Genomic DNA, 18480 nt, shown 5'->3' on the forward strand with positions numbered 1-18480 from the left:
ACATGGTTTGGATCGCTATCGCAGCGGCACTATGCAGTGCCTTTTGCCTTGCCTTTGGCGCGCACTTCCAATCGCAGGCAGTACGCAACGCAGTCGGCGGGCTGGATCTGACGCTTAAGAATGTCGGCAAGCTGGCCAGCAATAAACGCTGGATGAGCGGTTTGGGCCTCATGGCCCTGGGCATGGCCTTGAACGTCTTCGCCCTGGCCAGCGCACCGCTGACAGTGGTACAGCCGATCGGCGCCATTGCACTGGTGATCACCGCTATGGTCAATGCCAAGGAAACCGACCTGACGATGAACCGTCCCACCGTACTGGCGATCATCAGCTGCATGGTTGGTTCGGTTGGGTTCGTGCTGCTGGCAGTCACGGCCACCAGCGGCAACCAGGAAGTGACTGAAACCGAAGCCCACCTGATTGAAATGATCCTGGCGGTCGTCGTCGCCATCGTGGGATTGGCCACCATCTTCTTCCACAAGAAGCTTGGCGCGTTCTTCTTCATCCTCGGCGCCGGTGTGCTTTTCGGATTCGTTGCCGTGCTGGTGCGAACCATTGCCATCGCCGTATTGAGTATCGGCGACAGCAGCTTTTTCCAACTGCCGTGGCTGGCTGGACTATCGGTGGCAGTCGCCGGGTTGCTCGGCTCGTACTTTGTGCAAAAGGCCTACTCAAAAGGACCTCCAGACCTCGTCATCGCAGGGTTGACCGTGATCGATCCGATCATTGGCATTGCCATAGGAATCAGCATCCTCGGAGAGCTGCGTCCCGATGTCCCGGTACTGGTCACCGTGCTGATGCTGGTGGCTGCCGGTTTGGCTATCGTCGGCGTGACCGCGCTGTCCAGGCACCACCCCGACGTGATCGAACGCCGGAACAAGACCGAAGGCGAAAAATCCATGCCTGATTCCAAATAGACTGAAGCTGCAAATTTCTCTATCAAAAACTACAACGCGTGTGAACGCCGAAGGATGCCCGTGGCCAAGGAAAAACCGCTGACCATCGTCATTGCTGCTGACACTTATCCGCCAGACGTTAACGGAGCAGCGATGTTTTGCTACCGGTTGGCTACGGCGATGCATGCGCGAGGCCACCGGGTGCACGTGTTGGCAGCCCGTGGCGACAAGGGAAAGACCTATACGGAAATCCGCGATGAGGCTATTGTCCATCGCTTGGAATCGCACTCGGTACCGACCCATGAATACTTCCGCATCGTGTTCCCGTGGGAAGTCAACAAGCAGATCAGCAAGCTGCTCTCGGATATCAAGCCCGACGTGGTCCACGCCCAGAGCCACTACATGATTGGCCAGCGCACCATCGCATGGGCGCGGAAGAACAACGTTCGCTCCATCGCGACGAATCACTTCATGCCGGAAAACCTGGACCCATTCCTGCCGTTCCCGCAATGGTTCAAGCGAATTGTCGCGCACAATTCGTGGAAAGACATGGGGAAGATCTTTGGCCGTGCGGATACCGTCACGACCCCCACTCCGCTGGCCGCCAAGGCCATGCGCGAACGGGCCAAACTGAATCGCGTGCTCCCGCTGTCCAATGGCATTGAGATCGGCAACTACGAGCTGGCGGACGGGGAAGAAATCATCCGCAATGAGTTCCCTACGATCTTGTTCGCGGGCCGCCTCGCGGTGGAAAAGAACATCAACGAACTGATCGAGGCTTTGCCTCTGATGAGCAAGGTGCCTGACGCCATCATCGAGATCGTCGGAGGCGGAGAGCAGCGCGCCCATCTGGAGAAGATCGCAGATGATTTGCAGATCCGAGACCGCGTCCGTTTCCTGGGACACGTCAGTGACGAGCAATTGCGCCAGGCCTACCTGCGTTGCGACGTATTCTGCCAGCCAGGCACCGCCGAGCTGCAGTCGTTGGTGACCCTTGAGGCGCTTTCGGCGTCCAAGCCAGTGGTCCTGGCCAACGCGATGGCGCTGCCGCATCTGGTGGATGAAGGCGTCAATGGCTATATGTTCACGCCGGGTGATCGGCAGGACCTGGCCAACAAGCTGGACCAGGTTCTGGCCTTGGACGAGCAGCGCCGCGCCAAGATGGGTGAAGCTGGGCACGAAAAGGTGAAGAACCACGCGCAGGAAAAGACGATGAACTCCTTCGAAGCCCTCTACCGGGGCCAAGAAGTGACCACCCACTAGCCGGAATGTCATCATTGGGTGCGCCAAATCGGTGTTTCGGCTAGTGATGCCCTAGAATATTTCGAGTGTGGTTGCACCGCTTCGGCGATGAACCCATGTGGGGAGTTAGCTCAGTTGGTTAGAGCAGGGGACTCATAATCCCTTGGTCGTCGGTTCAAGTCCGTCACTCCCTACCAAGGCAGATCGTCCAGCAGCTATTGAAAAATGAGTTGCTGGACGATTTTCTTGTTCCCGGTTCCGCTCCAGTGCACAGCTGGATCCCGCTGGATGCACGGGTGTGTGAAGAAGTGCATTGGAGCCGGATGGTGATCCGGTTCGTGCCGCCCTCGGGAGATGCCGCGTCATTCGTTCAACGGCAAGAGAATCGATGGACGCATGTCGCGGATCAGCAATACCGGGTCGATATATTCTCCATCGAGGCGCACACCCCAGTGGATGCAACGGCCAGAGCAATGCGCCCCGGTTGCTGCCTGGCCCACCTTGGTGCCGGCCTCCACCCAGTCGCCCACCGAGACTTCAGCGGAAACCGGTTCGATGCTGGTCTTGAACCCGGAACCGTGATCGATAACCAGCACAGGCCGATCCACGATCACTGAAGCAAACGAGACCCGGCCGCGCTGCGGTGCGAAAACGGCATCACCAGCGCTGGCTGCCAAGTCCACGCCTCGGTGCCCGGGAAGCCAATTTTTCTCCGGTTTGTCGAAGGGCGCCAGAATTGCCGGTTCACCAGCCAGCGGCCAGCGCCAGCCATTGGTGGCGGCACGTGCGGCAGGTACCTGGACTTGCTGCGGCTCGGCGTCCGTGGGCGCGGCCGGAGGAAAGCTGAAGGCCAGCAGCAGAACCTGCAATCCTGCGAAGAGATACTTGATTGTCATCTTTCCAAGGTGTCCCCGGAACATGGATCATGGGCAACCGGGGGAACGGATTGTGGGCAAGGCAATGGGCTGCACATCACCGAAACCGCGGTGCGGGGCAAGGGGTTCTCTGTAGTACACTTGAAGCAGCAGTGTCCTGTCACAGGTGTGTCCAAAATTGGGTGCATCGGGCAGGAGATTGACTTCGCGTATGAGTATTCACAGCTAAATCGGCTGTGGCCTGAGGTTCCAGTGGTCCGAGAGAATCGGTGGACCGAAGTCGAGATGCCAAGCATCAATCGGTACTCATGCTAGGGCGGATATCCACAATGGCTATCTGCATCAACCCGAACAACCAAGAGCAGTTACCGCGGGCGCACGCGCGCCCGGTCCGCCACTGCTGAAAGGAGTTGCGACATGCCAGTCGTAACCATGCGAGAGCTGCTTGACAGCGGCGTCCACTTCGGCCACCAGACCCGTCGCTGGAACCCAAAGATGAAGCGCTTCATCTTCACCGAGCGCAACGGCATCTACATCATCGACCTGCAGCAGTCGCTGTCGTTCATCGACCGCGCTTACGAGTTCGTGAAGCAGACCGTTGCCCACGGCGGCACCGTACTGTTCGTCGGTACCAAGAAGCAGGCTCAGGAAGCCATTGCCGAGCAGGCTAACCGCGTTGGCCAGCCATACGTCAACCAGCGTTGGCTCGGCGGTATGCTGACCAACTTCCAGACCGTTTCCAAGCGCGTTCAGCGCATGAAGGAACTGGAAGAGATCAACTTCGAGGACGTTGCCGGCTCGGGCCACACCAAGAAGGAACTGCTGCTGCTGAAGCGCGAGCTGACCAAGCTGCAGAACAACCTCGGTGGTATCCGCAACCTGACCCGCACCCCTTCCGCTATCTGGATCGTTGACACCAAGAAGGAACACTTGGCTATCGACGAAGCCCAGAAGCTGGGCATCCCAGTTGTGGCCATCCTGGACACCAACTGCGATCCAGATGAGGTTACCTACCCAATCCCAGGCAACGACGACGCAATCCGCTCCGTCAACCTGCTGACCCGCGTTGTTGCTGACGCTGTGGCCGAAGGCCTCATCGCCAAGAACAACAAGGCTGCCGGCAAGACCGAGGGTGCTGCTGAGCCAATGGCTGAGTGGGAGCGCGAACTGCTTGAGGGCGAGAAGGCCAAGGCCGAAGCTCCAGCTGCAGACGCTGCAACCGAGGCTCCAGAAGCCAAGTAGTCACCTCCGTGACTCCAGAAGTTTGCCTTGGCGCACTAGCGTGTAGCTCGAGGTGAACTTCACCAAGTCTTGTGGGACGGGCCGGAAATCCGACCCGTCCCATAAGCAAAATAAACTTGAAACTCCTAGCTGAATGGGATTGCACGTGGCAAACTACACCGCTGCTGATATCAAGGCACTGCGCGAGCGCACTGGCGCCGGCATGATGGACGTTAAGAAGGCACTGGACGAGGCCAACGGCGACGCCGAGAAGGCCATCGAGATCATCCGTGTCAAGGGCCTGAAGGGCGCTACCAAGCGCGAAGGCCGTTCGACTGCTGAAGGCCTGGTTGCTGCCAAGGTTGAGGGCAACGTCGGCGTGATGATCGAGATCAACTGCGAGACCGACTTCGTAGCGAAGAACGACAAGTTCATCGCACTGGCCAACAAGGTTCTGGATGCCGCTGTGGCTTCCGGCGCTGCAGATGCAGAAGCACTGCTGGCTTACGAGCTGGATGGCAAGACCGTTGGCGACACCGTCATCGAAGAGGGCGCAATCCTCGGCGAGAAGGTTGTCGTACGCCGTGTTGCACGCATCGAGGGTGCCAAGGTTGCTTCGTACCTGCACAAGACCAGCAAGGACCTGCCAGCCCAGGTTGGCGTCCTGATGGCTGTTGACGCTGACAGTGAAGCTGCCGCAACCGTCGCGCACGACGTTGCAGTGCACACCGCTGCAATGGCTCCTACCTACCTGTCCCGCGAAGAGGTTCCAGCTGACAAGGTTGCCGACGAGCGCCGCATCGCTGACGAAACCGCTCGCGCAGAGGGCAAGCCAGAAGCTGCACTCACCAAGATCGTTGAAGGCCGCCTGACCGGTTTCTTCAAGGAAATCGTCCTTGTTGACCAGGCTTTCGCCAAGGACGCAAAGAAGTCCGTTGGCCAGGTCTTCGAAGAAGCTGGCACCAAGCCAGTGGCTTTCGCACGCTTCCGCGTTGGCGCCTAGGCTTTACAGCTCTAAGCAGTAGCCATACGCATTAAGCGAACCGCGTTCGGGGCAACCTGAGCGCACAAGATCAAAGGGAGGTGGGCACCGAGAGAAAACTCGGTGACTCGCCTCCCTTTTCTTGAGCCCGGATCTCACGATAGCTTGGGATCTGGGACGTAGAACCCCCAGCTTGATTCCGACCTCCAGGAGTAAGACACCTCATGCCAAGCACCCCAGAAACCAAACGACGCCGCGTACTGCTCAAGCTCTCCGGCGAAGTATTCGGCGGCGGCAAGATCGGCGTTGACCCAGATACCGTTCGCGGCATCGCCCAGCAGATCGCCCAGACCGTTGGCGAGGTCGAGGTGGCAATCGTGGTTGGCGGCGGCAATTTCTTCCGTGGCGCGGAACTCTCCGCTTCCGGCATGGACCGCTCGCGCGCGGACTACATGGGCATGCTCGGCACCGTCATGAACTGCCTGGCGCTGCAGGACTTCCTGGAGCAGTGCGGTGTTGAAACCCGCGTCCAGTCGGCCATCGCCATGGCCCAGGTCGCCGAAAACTACATTCCGCGCCGTGCCATCCGCCACATGGAGAAGGACCGCGTCGTCATCTTCGGCGCCGGCGCCGGCTTGCCGTACTTCTCCACCGATACCGTGGCCGCGCAGCGTGCCCTGGAAGTCGATGCTGACGAAGTCCTGATGGCCAAGTCGGGGGTGGACGGCGTATACACTGCCGACCCGAAGACCGACCCAACCGCCACCAAGCTGGATACCCTGACCTACAGCGACGCCCTGGTCAAGAACATCCGCGTGATGGACCAGACCGCCATGACCATGTGCAAGGACAACAAGCTGGACATGCTGGTCTTCGGCATGGAAGGCGAAGGAAATGTGGCCGCGGCAATTCGCGGCGAGCGGATTGGCACCACCGTCACCGTCTAATCGGTGATCGTGGCTTAGGATTGAAGTAGATTTAATTTCCCGTAGCGGAAACACAGATGAAGTACTTGAGGAGTACCGGTGATTGAGGAAACGCTGGCGGATACCGCCGAAAAGATGGAACGCACCATTGAGGCCGCCAAGGAGGACTTCGCGACGATCCGTACCGGTCGTGCCCACCCAGGCATGTACTCGAAGGTCATGGTGGACTACTACGGTTCCCCAACCCCGCTGCAGCAGCTGGCTTCCTTCGCAGTGCCAGAAGCACGCACCATCACCATCACCCCATTCGATGTGACCGCTTTGCGCGAAATCGAAAAGGCTCTGGGCGATCCAGAAGTTGGCGCCAACCCATCCTCGGACGGCAAGATGATCCGCGTTGTCCTTCCGGTGCTGACCGAAGAGCGCCGCAAGGAATACGTCAAGCTGGCCAAGGCCAAGGGCGAGGATGCTCGCGTTGCACTGCGCAATCACCGTCGCAAGGCCAAGGATTCCATCGACAAGTTCGTCAAGGACGGCGAAATTGGCGAGGACGAGGGTACCCGTGCAGAAAAGGACCTCGACGCGCTGACCAAGAAGCACGTTGACGCAGTCGATGAGATCTTGAAGAAAAAAGAAGCAGAGCTGCTGGAAGTCTAATGCCAGGCTCGACAGACAACACTGAGGGCAACGCTTCGGCGGTGCCCTCAGTGGCATCCGGAGAATCCCAGCCCCTGACCCGACGTGAAGCTCGCGCGCGGCGCGAAGCCGCCGCCAAGGGGAAGAAACGCGGTTTCATGAAAAACCGCGGGGCAAAGGAAGCTCCAGAACCTGCCACTGGAATCCAGGAACCGGTCAAGCCTGCACCTGCCACTGCGGTACCCGCTCCACCGGCCATGCCAACGCCGGTATCAGCAGTGAAACCGGATGCCGGAAAAGATGCCGCATTGCCGACCCCTCAACCAGCTGCGGCTGGCAGCCAGGCAGCCGCGGAATCGACCGGCAAGGCTGATACCGGGCAAGCGAAAGAGCGCGCCAAAGCCGCTTTCAAGGCCGACCTGTCCAAGCCGGTGAAAGCTGAGGCGCAGGCACCTGCCATGCAGGCAGAACCAGCGAAGCCTGCACAGCCGGCGGCACCCGGAAACGACAAGACGGTTCCGGACCCCGCGGCCGAAGATGACAAGCCGAAGAAGGCAGAAACAGCCACACCGGAAGCCGCATCTGCGGCGCAGAATCCCGCGCCCGCAGACAGCAAGCTGCCTGCTCCGCCGGTATCCGATTCCACGGACCTTGCCGAGACCGGAGAACCCGACGCGGAAGAAGCAGATATCCCTGCCGAGCTGCTGATCGGAACCCCGGAACCGAAGAAGTCGCGTGCAGGGCGCAATCTGCCAGCGGCCATCGGCGTCGGCGTGCTGTTGCTCGGAGTCGTGCTGGTTGGCCTGCTGTGGTTCCACCCGTTGCTGGTCATCGCGCTGATCGCGCTCAGCTGCATTGGCTGCTGGGAGGTGGCCAGGGCTACTACCCATGCCAAGACAGCGGTACCGCAATTGCCGTTGTACCTGTCTTCGATCTTGTTGCCGGCCAGTGCCATCTGGGGCGGGGTAGAGGCACTCGGGTTCAGCTATATTGCCTGCATCCTGATCGCTTTGCTCTTCAGGCTGATGGATGGCGCCAAGGGAGCGGTGGCCTCGGTGATGAGCAGCGTGTTCATCATCAGCTGGGTGCCGCTGCTGCTGTCCTTTGCTCTGCTCATTCTCGATTCGGTAAATGGCCAGTGGCTCATCGCCACGTTGCTGCTGCTTGCGGTCGCCAATGACACCTTCGGCTACATCGTGGGCGTGCTGATCGGCAAGCATCCGATGGCGCCGAAGATTTCGCCGAAGAAGTCATGGGAAGGCTTTGCCGGATCAATGCTCGGTTCCATGGCAATCGGCGCATGCGCAATGCACTTCTGGATGGACATGCCGTGGTGGACGGGCGTCATCCTGGCGTTCTTCACCACCATTGCAGCGACTACCGGCGACTTCTCAGAATCCATGGTCAAGCGCGAACTGGGCATCAAGGACATGAGCAACCTGCTTCCGGGCCATGGCGGAATCATGGACCGCTTGGACTCGGTCCTGTTCGTCATTCCGCTGGGTTACGTGATTTCACATGTGCTGGCCTGGAGTGTCGCAGTCTTCTGACCGCGTCCCCGGCCCGCGACGCCAGCGGGTGTGATCCGCTACCGGAATGCACTCGCTGGTGTGGCCATCAGGCCAACTATCGGCACAAGCCAATAGAATATGAGGGGTACCGCCTGAGTGCGGTGCCCAACGGATATCTCCCTAGAGAAAAAGGAACTGTCGTGTCGCAGCAGCAAGATGCTCCGTTTTCCCGCGTACCGGACTCGGAATTCGGCTACAACGCAAAGCAAGTCGATGCGTTCCTGAGCCGTGCCCGTGCCACCTTCAACGGTGGAGGAAACGACGACAGTGTGGTCACCAGCCACCTGATCCGCCGCACCACTTTTGCACCGCAGAAGGGCGGGTACCAGGCCCGCGAAGTCGATGGCGCGCTGGACCGCTTGGAAGATGTCTTTGCCAAGCGCGAGCGTGATGACTTGATTGCCCATCAGGGCGAAGAGGTTTGGCTGCAACAGGTTGGCCGCCTGGCCGCGATCCTGCGTGGCCGCTTGCACCGTGCCAAGGGCGAGCGTTTCCGCCGTCCTTCGCGTTCCAACGCGTCGAGCTACAACATCGAGGACGTCGATCGCCTGTGCGATCAGCTCATCGACTACTTCGAGAACGACGTGCCGATGGCCGTTGACACCGTGCGCCGCGTGGAATTCCGTTCTGCGCAGGGCACCGATGGCTACGAGGAGTCGCAGGTCGATGCGTTCCTCGACCGTGTAGTCGAGCTGATGGCTTCGATCGACTAGTCGCCGCCACCGGCTCCAAAGCCATGCCGCGGTCGGCAGCGGGAAATTCTCTCCCGTTGCCGTCCGCGGCTTTTTGCATTCATAGAGGGAAGAACCGGACAGCTTAGAGGCCTGGCTGTTCGTGGTGGGCCAACCAGTCGCGCAGCATGTTCTCCAGCACCGGACGGTCGGCGGGGGAGAGCTGTTCCACGAGGCGCTTTTCGTTGCGCATGTGGGCGGCAAAGGCTTCGTCGATTTTCTCTTTGCCGGTGGCAGTCAAGGAGATCAGGCGTCCTCGACGGTCTTCACCGGACTGGGTCCGGGTGACCCAGCCATTGCCTACAAGCTTGTCCAGCCGCTTGGTCATGGCTCCGGTGGTCACCATCGTCTGCAAGGCAAGTTCGCCGGGAGTCAGGGAGAACGGTTCGCCTGCCCGCCGCAAGGTTGCCAGCACATCGAATTCGGCTTCGGTCAGCCCGTGTTCTGCATACACCGCACAGAGCTCTTCAGTGAGGTAATTGGCCAGCCGGTGAAGCCGTCCGATAATTCCCTGCGGAGCGGTGTCGAGATCCGGACGCTGTTCGGCCCACTGCTGCTGGATGCGCGAGACATGGTCATTGTGCTGCATCCCTTTATTATATCTTCCAAGGAAGCTAAAGTATCTTCCATGGAAGATACTTTAGCTTCTGCCGGAATCCGGCCGCGGACATTCGGATGGGTTGCGCTGACCGCGATTGCCCCGATCGCGTGGGGGTCCAACTACTACGTCACCAGGGAATTCCTTCCGGAAGACTCGGCGCTCTGGGGTGCGGCGATCCGCGCGTTGCCCGCAGGCCTGGTGTTGCTGGCGATATCCAGGAAACTGCCGCACGGCAGCTGGTGGTGGAAATCCGCGGTCCTGGGCATCCTGAACATCGGCGCCTTCTTCGCTCTGGTCTACGTGGTGGCGCAACTGCTGCCATCGGGTGTCGCTGCGACGACCATGGCGAGTTCCGCCGGTGTGCTCATGCTGTTCGCCTGGCTCATGCTCGGCGAGCGACCTGCACGCTGGCCGATGATCGGAGCGCTCATGGGATTCATCGGCGTGGCCGTCATGGTCTTCGATGCGCAGGGCGGCATCGATATCCGGGGCATCATCTCGTCCTTGGTCGCAATGCTCTGCTCAAGTGCCGGATTCATCTTGACCAAGCGGTGGTCGCAAGGGCTGCCGATTGTCCGGGTCACGGCCTGGCAGCTGGTGGCCGGAGGGGCAGTCCTGGTGCCCTGCGCGCTGCTCGTGCATGGAGCGCCGCCTCAGCTTGGTATCCAGGCGGCGGCGGGCTTCGGATATGTCAGCCTCGTCGCTACTGCGGCCGCATACCTCGCCTGGTTCACCGGGTTGCGCCAACTGCCAGCAACGTCCGTGGGCCTTATCGGCCTGCTCAATCCAGTCACCGGCGTCCTGCTCGGAACCCTGCTGGCAGCCGAAAGCCTTGGGCTTCAAAGCATTTTGGGGATGGCCTTGGTGCTCGGCGGGGTCCTGCTGGGGCTGGCCAACGGCTCCCGGCGCAAACCGCTTCCCGAACCAGAGTTGCCGAGCCGCGACGCGCCTGCCGGGCAAGCGGTGAAGGGCTGCTAGAACTTCGCCCGCCAGTCCGGGACATGGAGCAGGGCCATGACGCGTTCAACGTTGGCTGGCACGCTGCGCTTGGTGCTGCGCGAAACGAAGATCATCACCAGGAAGGCCAGCGGAACGCTCCACGCCGCGGGCTGGCGCAAGAGATGGATCCAGATCTCGTCTTCCTGGGGCAGGAAGGTGCCGATCATCAAGGACAGCCCGCAGGAAATGCCGCCGGCCAGCAGGCCGGCAATCGCACCTCGCGCGGTCAGCGAACGCCACCAGATGCCTAGTAGCAGCAGCGGGCAGATCGTCGATGCAGTGAAAGCGAAGACGTTGCCAATGGCACCGGCCAAGGCCAAGGAATTGGTCACCACCGCAATCAAGACCGGCAGTGCGGTAGCCAGAACGGTAGAGATCCTGAACCCGCGCACGGTGCCGGAAAAGAATTCCTGCGACAGAGCGCCAGCGAGGGATACCACCAACCCGGAGGTGGTGGACAGGAATGCCGCGAAGGCGCCGCCGACCACGATTGCGGTCAGCGCGTCGCCCAGGAATCCTTCGAAAAGGCGTGAGGGCAGCAACAGGATGGTGGCATCTGTTTCATTGGTGGCCCCGAGCTCCGGGGTGTACAGCAAGCCCAGGACACCCAACGTCGTGGGCAACAGGTAGAAGGCCGAGAGCAAGCACAGCACAATCACCGTGGTGGTTCGCGCTGCCTGGCCCGTCGGGTTCGTGTAGAAGCGCACCAGCACATGCGGCAAGCCCAGGGTGCCGAAGAGCAGCGCCAAGATGATGGAGACCGTCTCGTAGAGATTCATCGCATTCGCGGACTCCAGCTGCGCGTACAGGGCCTGCGCATGGCCGGAGGACGAATGCTCTGGGATGGCGCGCCCCAGCAAGAAGATCGTGGGGATGACCAGGGCAGCCAGCTTGAACCAGTATTGGAATGCCTGGACGAAGGTCACCGAACGCATCCCGCCGGACAGCACCGTCACGCAGACCACCGCCGCGACAATGACCGGACCGACCCAGCTGGGGAATCCGGTGGCAATGGAGAGGGTCAGGGCTGCTCCGTGCATCTGCGGAACGATATACAGCCAGCAGATCACCACCACCAGATAGGTGGTGAGCTTGCGCAGCATCGGGGAGCCTTCAAAGCGGATCTGCGCAAAGTCCGGAATGGTGTAGGCCCGGGAACGCCGCAGGGGAGCGGCAACGAACAGCAGCAGCATCAAGTAGCCGGCCGTGTAGCCGATGGGGAACCACAACCCCGATTGCCCCGAGAGCACAATCAGCCCGGCAACACCCAGGAACGACGCCGCCGAAAGGTACTCGCCGCCAATCGCCGAGGCATTCCACCACGGGCGCACGGTGCGCGAAGCGACGTAGAAGTCGGACGTAGTGCGGGACAGGCGCAAGCCATGGAAGGCAATCAGCATGGTCGTCAGGCAGACCAGCACCAAGGATGAAACTGACAGCAAGCTAGCCACGGCTGATGCTCCGATACCGTTCTTCATTGCGCTCGGCGGCCCTGTTATAGAGCATTCCAGCCACGATGATCAGCGGATACATCCCGATGCCCAAAACCCACCAAGGCAGCGGCAGGCCGAGCAGGCGGATGTCCTCGAAGACCGGCCAGAAGACGAGCAGCGCGCTGATGCCGACCAGCAGCGCCAGCAGGCCCGCAGCCACGGCGCAGGCCAGCCGCAGCTGGGAACGGATCAGCTGGCGAACATAGAACTCTTCTGCCGTGTGCTCGGGGCGGGCAGGGGAGACTGTCAAGGAGGCGTCTTGCGGAGCCTGCACGCGCACACGTTGCGGACGCTGTTCAGCGAATCGTCCGGGCGTTGGGGGCTCTTGCCGGCTGCTGTCTTGGGGAATCTGTTCCACGGAAGGCCAGCTGCTTCCTACAGCGGGCGGACGCGATTGGCGGCCAGGCGCTCACGCAGGTAGGGCAATGCGCGACGGGAAATGGGAAGCTCGGTGCTGTTGACCACCACGGCGGCCTTGCCGGTTTGCAGGCGCACGGTCTCGATCTTGTCCATGCACACCAGGTAGGAACGGTGGATCCGAACGAAGCCGGACTCGCCCCACTGCTGCTCCAGATCGTTGAGCGGAACCCGGATGAGGTAGCTCGAATCCTTGGTGTGCAGGCGTGCATAGTCGCCCTGCGCCTGGACATAGGCGATGTCCGAGCGGGGAATCAGCTTGGTGATGCCGCCCTGGTCCACCGTGATCATTTCCGGCTTGGCAGGGGTATCTTCCACCAGTTCGCAGATGCGGCGCACGGATTCGGCCAGGCGCTGCGGGCGAATGGGCTTGAGCACGTAGTCGATGGCGGCCAATTCGAAGGCCTGCAGTGCCTGGTCCTCATCGGCAGTGACAAAGACGATGAGCGGAGGATTGGCGAAGCGGGAAATGACGCGGGCGATATCCAGGCCTGACAACGCAGGCATGTGGATATCCAGGAACAGCGCGTCGACCGCATTTTCCTCCAGCGCCTTCAGCGCCGCGGCACCCGAGGTGGCGCGGTGAATTTTCCCGATGCGGGAATCCTGGCTGAGCAGAAAAGCGATCTCTTCTACCGCTGGAAGTTCATCATCGGCAACCACCACGTTAATCATGCGAAAATTCTACCGTTTATCGGGATTATCTAAACATCCGACGCAATGGCGCTGGGCGGACGGAACTTCGGGACGCGCAAGGTGATCAGTGTTCCTGCCCCCGGCGCGGTCTCGATGACCAGACCATTTGAATTGCCGTAGAGCTGGCGCATGCGCAGGTCCACGTTGCGCAGGCCCACATGCATATTCGGGGTGTCGCCGGCCAGCACACTGGCCAGCTGCTCGGGATCCATGCCCATGCCATCATCTTCCACGCTGATCAGCGCGTGCATTCCGTCCTCGGTGGCGGTAATGGAGATGACTCCGCCATCTGGACGTGCTTCCAGGCCATGGCGCACGGCATTTTCAACCAGCGGCTGCAGGGCCAGGAACGGAATTTGCGTGGGCAGCACCTCGGGGGCGATCTGCAGGGAGACCTTGATGCGCTCGCCGAAGCGGGCCTTTTCCAGCAGCAGGTAGCGGTCGATGGCTTCCAGCTCTTCGGCCAGGGTGGTGAATTCGCCGCGGCGGCGGAAGGAGTAGCGGGTGAAGTCCGCGAATTCGATGACCAGCTCGCGGGCGCGGGCAGGATCAGTGTTGATGAACGAGGCGATCGCATTCAGCGAGTTGTAGATGAAGTGCGGGGAGATCTGGGCGCGCAAGGCCCGCATCTGCGCTTCGAGCAGCATGGCCTTGGACTCATCCAGCTGCGCGGTGGAGACCTGCGCCGAAACGAAGACTGCCACCTCGGAGACGGCCCGCACAAAGCTTGCGCCGGCCCTGCGCGACAGTGCCGTCACCGTCCCGACACTCAGATCTCCTACGGTGATGGGTGCTGAAACGAAGTCCATGCCGGAAGAGCGCTCTACCTGGGTCTTGCCGGTCGCCAGCGCGCTTTTCGAAACGTTGGCTGCTGTCTCTTCATGCTCCGCAGTGAAATCGGCACCGGCATCGGTGGCCAGCACGTGGGTGGTGTCGGAGATCAGCAGCACCTGGCAGTTCAGCAGCCGGCGCAGCGCCTTGGCGCTTTTCGCCGCTCCGTCCTCGGTCAGGCCGCGTTCCAAATGGGGGACCGCAACCGACATGTGGTGCAGCGTCTTGTAGGTGGCTTCTTCGACGTCGGTGCCCATTTCCCGGGTGGAGCGGGAGATCTTGAAACCGAAGTAGCCGACAAGGGCGATTCCGACCAGCACGATGGCGACGATCAGGGTGACTTGCAGTGCTGGAGACATGTACCCCATCTTAGGGCCCCGCGAAATCCGTTGACCGTTCAGCGCGCCAAGGTGCGCCGTTGGGCGCAGAAAGCAGTCCGTTGAGCCACGAGCGGCACAGGCCCCCTAGTCGCCAAAGGATTAATCCCCAATAGTGAACTTAGTCACACAAGCGATGTGCGCTCAGTCACATCACCAACTCGCTCAAGGAGGGCATCATGAGTGCCAACCCGGAACACGACGTCTCTGCCGGCGTTGATTTCGTCAAGGAGAGCCAATCCGAGGAATTCCAGGAACTGCGCAAGACCCACCGCAGCTTCGTCTTCCCGATGGCCATCTTCTTCCTCGTCTGGTATTTCGCCTATGTGCTGCTGGCCGACTACTTCCATGACTTCATGTCCATCAAGGTCCTCGGCAATATCAACATGGGTATTGTTCTCGGGTTGCTGCAGTTCGTGTCGACATTCGCGATCACCGCTGCCTACGTCAGCTTCTCGAATAAGAAGCTCGACCCGAAGGCAACCAAGATCCGTGAGCGCCTTGAGCGCGAGGGAGTGAACTAAATGAACCAGCTCAGCATCCTGGCCCAGGCCGCAGGCGAGTCGACCCAGGTCGGCAACCCCCTGGTCAATATCGCCATCTTCCTGGCCTTCGTGGGCGTCACCTTGGTGATCGTGCTCCGTGCCTCCAAGAACAACAAGACCGCAGCCGACTACTACGCCGGCGGCCGCTCCTTCAGCGGAACGCAGAACGGCACCGCCATTGCCGGCGACTACCTCTCGGCGGCATCCTTCCTGGGCATTGTCGGCGCTATCGCCATCCAGGGCTACGACGGCTTCCTCTACTCGATCGGCTTCCTGGTCGCCTGGCTGGTTGCCTTGCTGCTGGTCGCAGAGCTGCTGCGCAACACCGGCAAGTTCACCATGGCCGACGTGCTGTCCTTCCGCCTCAAGCAGCGCCCGGTGCGCATCGCTGCGGCGATCTCCACCCTCGCGGTGTGCGTCTTCTACCTGCTGGCGCAGATGGCTGGCGCAGGTGCGCTGGTCTCCCTGCTGCTGGGCATTGACGAGAAGTTCGGCCAGTCTCTGGTGATCGTCATCGTTGGCGCACTGATGATCCTCTACGTGCTGGTAGGCGGCATGAAGGGCACCACCTGGGTGCAGATCATCAAGGCCTGCCTGCTGATTGCCGGCGCGCTGATCATGACCGTGTGGACGCTGGCCCTGTTCGGCTTCAACTTCTCCGAACTGCTGGGCAAGGCAGCTGAAGTGGCCGGCAACCCGGAGATCCTGAACCCGGGCATGAAGTACGGCGTGTCGGAAACCTCCAAGCTGGACTTCATCTCGCTGGCACTGGCCCTGGTGCTGGGCACCGCAGGCCTGCCGCACGTGCTGATGCGCTTCTACACCGTTCCTACCGCCAAGGAAGCCCGCAAGTCGGTAGTCTGGGCCATCTGGCTGATCGGCGCCTTCTACCTGTTCACCCTGGTGCTGGGCTTCGGTGCCGGCGCGCTGATCGGCCCGGAGCGGATCCAGGCGGCTCCCGGTGGCGTGAACTCGGCGGCACCGCTGCTGGCCTACGAACTGGGCGGCACCGTCCTGCTGGGCCTGATCTCCGCAGTGGCCTTCGCAACCATCCTCGCGGTGGTTGCCGGCCTGACCATCACCGCAGCCGCTTCCTTCGCCCACGATGTGTACGCCTCGGTGATCGCCAAGGGCAAGTCCACCCCGGAGAAGGAAATGAAGGTGGCTCGCCGCACGGTTCTGGTGATCGGCGTCTTCGCCATCGCCGGCGGCATCGGCGCCCAGGGCCAGAATGTGGCCTTCCTGGTGGCACTGGCCTTCGCGGTCGCGGCCTCGGCAAACCTGCCGACCATCCTGTACTCGCTGTTCTGGAAGGGCTTCAAGACCCGCGGTGCAGTCTGGTCCATGTACGGCGGCCTCGGCTCGGCCCTGCTCCTGATCATCATCTCGCCGGTCTTCTCCGGTTCGGAAACCTCGATGATCCCGAGCATCGACATGGCGATCTTCCCGCTGGCCAACCCGGGCATCGTCTCGATTCCATTGGCCTTCTTCCTGGGCTGGCTGGGCTCGGTCACCGATAAGGGTGTCGAGGACATCACCAAGCAGGCGGAAATGGAAGTCCGTTCGCTGACCGGTGTCGGTGCTGAAAAGGCTGTCGACCACTAGCCGGGAATAGCGGCAAAGCGCAAAAGCAGAGTTCCGGGAACCAGCCAGCAGGCTGGTTCCCGGAACTTTTTTGCTGCCCTGGAGCGCTATGCGTTGCCGGAGAGCGAGTGCTGGAGCAGGGCGGTGGTGCGGTAGGGGACGAGCTCGGCCATGGACAGCGCCGAATCCGCGCGATTCACCCCGTCGATATGCAGCAGCTGGCCGTGCACCCGGAATAGTTCCTCGGCGTCCTTGGCAGCTACCCGCACCAGGATGTCGGCAGAGCCGGTGAGGCCGTGCGCCTCAAGCACCTCGGGGATGGCTTCAAGCTTTGCGGCAATGTCGCCCAGGCAGCGCTGGTCGACGTGCAGCTCGACAAAGGACAGCAGCCCGTAGCCCAGGACTTCGGGCGGGATACGGCGGTCGATGGAATCAAGCACCTCGTTTTCCAGGCGGGTCATCCGCGTCTGCACTGTATTGCGCCCGAGGTTCAAGGCCGTGGCAATGGCTGCGCCGGTGCGCTTGGCAGCGCTGGAAAGCGCAAGCAGGATGCGCCGGTCGGTGGTGTCCAGAAGTTGCATAATGTGCACGTTAGCATCCCCAACGGCAATCAAACAGTGCGTTTTGCTCTAATTTTAAAAACACCATTGTGCATCCTGCCTTGCGTGAGTAGTATCACATTAAGCGGCGTTTGAGAATCAAAACCCGCAACCGACTACGTGAGAGTAAGGATGCCGATCGTGTCCACACAGCACATTGACGTAGCCGCCGGATGCCTACCCACGCATCAGCTGCTGAACGTCGACGGGAAACGAATCCCGGACGAAGAACTTGACCACTATCTCAAGGACCTCAAGGAAGCGGACCTTGCAGATTTCCTGCGCGACATGGTTGTCCTGCGCCGCATGGACAATGAAGCCACCGCCTTGCAACGCCAGGGCCAGCTGGGCCTGTGGGCTCCGCTGCTCGGCCAGGAGGCCGCGCAAATCGGCTCCGTGCGGGCCACCAATGATGACGACTTCATCTTCCCCTCCTACCGCGAGCATGGTGTCGCCTGGGCCAGGGGAGTGAAGGCAGAGGACCTGCTCAGCGTGTGGCGCGGAGCGCAGGCCAGCGGCTGGGATCCGAATGAAGTCAATATCGCCTGCCAGCAGATTGTCATCGGCTCGCAGGCCCTGCACGCCGCCGGGTACGGAATGGGCATCAAATTCGATGGCGGCAAGCAAGTCTCCGTAGCCTACTTCGGCGATGGCGCCACCAGCCAGGGCGACGTGAACGAAGCCATGGTATTCGCCGCCAGCTACCAGGCACCGGTGCTGTTCTTCTGCCAGAACAACCAGTGGGCAATCTCCGAACCGGTCGCCCTGCAAAGCCGCACCCAGATTGCCGACCGCGCCCACGGTTTCGGGCTGAAGACCTGGCGGGTGGATGGCAACGACATCCTGGCCGTCTACGCCGCCACCAAGGCCGCGCTGAACCATGCGCGCCATGGACTGGGCCCGGCTTTCATCGAAGCGGTCACCTACCGCATGGGCTCGCACACCACCGCCGATGATCCAACCCGCTACCGCAAGAGCGAGCAGCTCGAAGAGTGGAAGGCCAAGGATCCCATCGACCGCCTGGTGAAGTACTTGCATGAGATGGGTGCCGATGTGCAGTCCTACGAGCAGCGCGCGCAGAACGCCGCCGATGACCTCGCCGCGAAGCTTCGCGCGGCGATCACCAGCATGGAAGATCCCAAGGCCGAAGAGCTGTTCACCAATGTGTACGCAGAAAAGCATGAGCCAACCGAACGCGCAGCCAAGAACTACCTTGACTACTTGGCAGATTTTGAAGGTGGAGAGTAACCGTGGCAACCAC

The 18480-nt window shown here is 61.2% G+C and carries 19 protein-coding genes and 1 tRNA gene; 13 read left to right on the top strand and 7 right to left on the bottom strand.

The window, feature by feature from the left end:
- Positions 1–2 precede the first annotated feature (2 nt).
- The 3 genes from ACR9WD_RS04650 (at position 3) to ACR9WD_RS04660 (ending at position 2332) form a co-directional block, all read left to right on the top strand.
- On the top strand, positions 3–914 hold the full coding sequence (locus ACR9WD_RS04650; protein ID WP_121866426.1) for a DMT family transporter: 912 nt from the start codon (positions 3–5) through the stop codon (positions 912–914).
- A 54-nt stretch (positions 915–968) separates the two neighbouring features.
- Entirely contained in the window at positions 969–2156 is a 1188-nt protein-coding gene (locus ACR9WD_RS04655) for a glycosyltransferase (protein WP_121866427.1), read from the top strand.
- Between the two features lie 99 nt (positions 2157–2255).
- Positions 2256–2332 (top strand) — tRNA-Ile (locus ACR9WD_RS04660).
- A 165-nt stretch (positions 2333–2497) separates the two neighbouring features.
- Here the strand turns inward: ACR9WD_RS04660 and ACR9WD_RS04665 are convergent.
- Positions 2498–3031, bottom strand: coding sequence for a M23 family metallopeptidase (locus ACR9WD_RS04665; protein WP_121866428.1), 534 nt, complete (start codon positions 3029–3031; stop codon positions 2498–2500).
- Positions 3032–3427: 396 nt separating this feature from the next.
- Here ACR9WD_RS04665 and rpsB point away from each other — a divergent pair, with 396 nt between their 5' ends.
- The 6 genes from rpsB (at position 3428) to ACR9WD_RS04695 (ending at position 9059) form a co-directional block, all read left to right on the top strand.
- Positions 3428–4252, top strand: a complete 825-nt coding sequence (gene rpsB, locus ACR9WD_RS04670; RefSeq protein WP_038989721.1) for a 30S ribosomal protein S2 — start codon at positions 3428–3430, stop codon at positions 4250–4252.
- 145 nt (positions 4253–4397) lie between these two features.
- Positions 4398–5234, top strand: a complete 837-nt coding sequence (gene tsf / locus ACR9WD_RS04675; RefSeq protein ID WP_038990119.1) for a translation elongation factor Ts — start codon at positions 4398–4400, stop codon at positions 5232–5234.
- A 203-nt stretch (positions 5235–5437) separates the two neighbouring features.
- The gene (gene pyrH / locus ACR9WD_RS04680) at positions 5438–6160 is read left to right on the top strand and encodes a UMP kinase (RefSeq protein WP_038989720.1); all 723 of its coding nucleotides are present in this window, start codon (positions 5438–5440) and stop codon (positions 6158–6160) included.
- A gap of 78 nt (positions 6161–6238) precedes the next feature.
- Positions 6239–6796: a ribosome recycling factor gene (gene frr, locus ACR9WD_RS04685; RefSeq protein ID WP_038989719.1), complete on the top strand. Its 558-nt coding sequence runs from the start codon at positions 6239–6241 to the stop codon at positions 6794–6796.
- Positions 6796–8325, top strand: coding sequence for a phosphatidate cytidylyltransferase (locus ACR9WD_RS04690; RefSeq protein WP_434922839.1), 1530 nt, complete (start codon positions 6796–6798; stop codon positions 8323–8325). Before frr ends, ACR9WD_RS04690 begins: the two co-directional genes overlap by 1 nt.
- A 161-nt stretch (positions 8326–8486) precedes the next feature.
- Positions 8487–9059, top strand: a complete 573-nt coding sequence (locus ACR9WD_RS04695) for a DivIVA domain-containing protein (protein ID WP_038989718.1) — start codon at positions 8487–8489, stop codon at positions 9057–9059.
- A gap of 103 nt (positions 9060–9162) precedes the next feature.
- Here the strand turns inward: ACR9WD_RS04695 and ACR9WD_RS04700 are convergent, their stop codons facing one another.
- Positions 9163–9666 carry a MarR family winged helix-turn-helix transcriptional regulator gene (locus ACR9WD_RS04700; protein ID WP_073706730.1) on the bottom strand — a complete coding sequence of 168 codons (504 nt, stop codon included), beginning with the start codon at positions 9664–9666 and terminating at the stop codon, positions 9163–9165.
- A gap of 39 nt (positions 9667–9705) precedes the next feature.
- On the opposite strand from ACR9WD_RS04700, the gene ACR9WD_RS04705 reads away from it, so the two are divergent.
- Positions 9706–10656, top strand: a complete 951-nt coding sequence (locus ACR9WD_RS04705; RefSeq protein WP_434922840.1) for a DMT family transporter — start codon at positions 9706–9708, stop codon at positions 10654–10656.
- Here the strand turns inward: ACR9WD_RS04705 and ACR9WD_RS04710 are convergent.
- The 4 genes from ACR9WD_RS04710 to ACR9WD_RS04725 are packed head-to-tail and all read right to left on the bottom strand — an operon-like array spanning position 10653 to position 14473.
- Complete coding sequence (locus ACR9WD_RS04710; protein ID WP_369826770.1) at positions 10653–12128, bottom strand: cation acetate symporter; 1476 nt, start codon at positions 12126–12128, stop codon at positions 10653–10655. The genes ACR9WD_RS04705 and ACR9WD_RS04710 overlap by 4 nt on opposite strands.
- Entirely contained in the window at positions 12121–12528 is a 408-nt protein-coding gene (locus ACR9WD_RS04715) for a hypothetical protein (protein ID WP_052253504.1), read from the bottom strand. The genes ACR9WD_RS04710 and ACR9WD_RS04715 overlap by 8 nt, the downstream gene beginning before the upstream one ends.
- Positions 12529–12545: 17 nt before the next feature.
- Positions 12546–13262 carry a LytR/AlgR family response regulator transcription factor gene (locus ACR9WD_RS04720; protein ID WP_038989713.1) on the bottom strand — a complete coding sequence of 239 codons (717 nt, stop codon included), beginning with the start codon at positions 13260–13262 and terminating at the stop codon, positions 12546–12548.
- A gap of 29 nt (positions 13263–13291) precedes the next feature.
- Positions 13292–14473, bottom strand: a complete 1182-nt coding sequence (locus ACR9WD_RS04725) for a sensor histidine kinase (protein WP_073706732.1) — start codon at positions 14471–14473, stop codon at positions 13292–13294.
- Positions 14474–14670: 197 nt separating this feature from the next.
- Here ACR9WD_RS04725 and ACR9WD_RS04730 point away from each other — a divergent pair, with 197 nt between their 5' ends.
- Together ACR9WD_RS04730 and ACR9WD_RS04735 are read left to right on the top strand one after the other, a co-directional pair.
- Complete coding sequence (locus tag ACR9WD_RS04730) at positions 14671–15015, top strand: DUF485 domain-containing protein (RefSeq protein ID WP_038989711.1); 345 nt, start codon at positions 14671–14673, stop codon at positions 15013–15015.
- On the top strand, positions 15016–16641 hold the full coding sequence (locus tag ACR9WD_RS04735) for a solute symporter family protein (RefSeq protein ID WP_052253503.1): 1626 nt from the start codon (positions 15016–15018) through the stop codon (positions 16639–16641). It abuts the gene before it with no gap.
- Positions 16642–16727: 86 nt separating this feature from the next.
- On the opposite strand, the gene ACR9WD_RS04740 is transcribed toward ACR9WD_RS04735, so the two are convergent.
- Positions 16728–17201: an Lrp/AsnC family transcriptional regulator gene (locus ACR9WD_RS04740; protein WP_038989709.1), complete on the bottom strand. Its 474-nt coding sequence runs from the start codon at positions 17199–17201 to the stop codon at positions 16728–16730.
- A 150-nt stretch (positions 17202–17351) separates the two neighbouring features.
- Here ACR9WD_RS04740 and pdhA point away from each other — a divergent pair, with 150 nt between their 5' ends.
- Complete coding sequence (gene pdhA, locus ACR9WD_RS04745; protein ID WP_038989707.1) at positions 17352–18467, top strand: pyruvate dehydrogenase (acetyl-transferring) E1 component subunit alpha; 1116 nt, start codon at positions 17352–17354, stop codon at positions 18465–18467.
- The last annotated feature ends 13 nt before the right edge of the window (positions 18468–18480 follow it).

It is taken from the genome of Glutamicibacter sp. PAEs-4 (assembly GCF_051161755.1).
Lineage (GTDB): Bacteria > Actinomycetota > Actinomycetes > Actinomycetales > Micrococcaceae > Glutamicibacter > Glutamicibacter nicotianae.

What these genes read in the sequence shown, in the direction of transcription:
- ACR9WD_RS04650 (WP_121866426.1), top strand. Translation starts at nt 3, where the DNA reads ATGGTTTGGATCGCTATCGCAGCGGCACTATGCAGTGCCTTTTGCCTT.
- ACR9WD_RS04655 (WP_121866427.1), top strand. Translation starts at nt 969, where the DNA reads ATGCCCGTGGCCAAGGAAAAACCGCTGACCATCGTCATTGCTGCTGAC.
- ACR9WD_RS04665 (WP_121866428.1), bottom strand. Translation starts at nt 3,031, where the DNA reads ATGACAATCAAGTATCTCTTCGCAGGATTGCAGGTTCTGCTGCTGGCC.
- rpsB (WP_038989721.1), top strand. Translation starts at nt 3,428, where the DNA reads ATGCCAGTCGTAACCATGCGAGAGCTGCTTGACAGCGGCGTCCACTTC.
- pyrH (WP_038989720.1), top strand. Translation starts at nt 5,438, where the DNA reads ATGCCAAGCACCCCAGAAACCAAACGACGCCGCGTACTGCTCAAGCTC.
- ACR9WD_RS04690 (WP_434922839.1), top strand. Translation starts at nt 6,796, where the DNA reads ATGCCAGGCTCGACAGACAACACTGAGGGCAACGCTTCGGCGGTGCCC.
- ACR9WD_RS04700 (WP_073706730.1), bottom strand. Translation starts at nt 9,666, where the DNA reads ATGCAGCACAATGACCATGTCTCGCGCATCCAGCAGCAGTGGGCCGAA.
- ACR9WD_RS04705 (WP_434922840.1), top strand. Translation starts at nt 9,706, where the DNA reads ATGGAAGATACTTTAGCTTCTGCCGGAATCCGGCCGCGGACATTCGGA.
- ACR9WD_RS04720 (WP_038989713.1), bottom strand. Translation starts at nt 13,262, where the DNA reads ATGATTAACGTGGTGGTTGCCGATGATGAACTTCCAGCGGTAGAAGAG.
- ACR9WD_RS04725 (WP_073706732.1), bottom strand. Translation starts at nt 14,473, where the DNA reads ATGTCTCCAGCACTGCAAGTCACCCTGATCGTCGCCATCGTGCTGGTC.
- ACR9WD_RS04730 (WP_038989711.1), top strand. Translation starts at nt 14,671, where the DNA reads ATGAGTGCCAACCCGGAACACGACGTCTCTGCCGGCGTTGATTTCGTC.
- ACR9WD_RS04735 (WP_052253503.1), top strand. Translation starts at nt 15,016, where the DNA reads ATGAACCAGCTCAGCATCCTGGCCCAGGCCGCAGGCGAGTCGACCCAG.
- ACR9WD_RS04740 (WP_038989709.1), bottom strand. Translation starts at nt 17,201, where the DNA reads ATGCAACTTCTGGACACCACCGACCGGCGCATCCTGCTTGCGCTTTCC.
- pdhA (WP_038989707.1), top strand. Translation starts at nt 17,352, where the DNA reads ATGCCGATCGTGTCCACACAGCACATTGACGTAGCCGCCGGATGCCTA.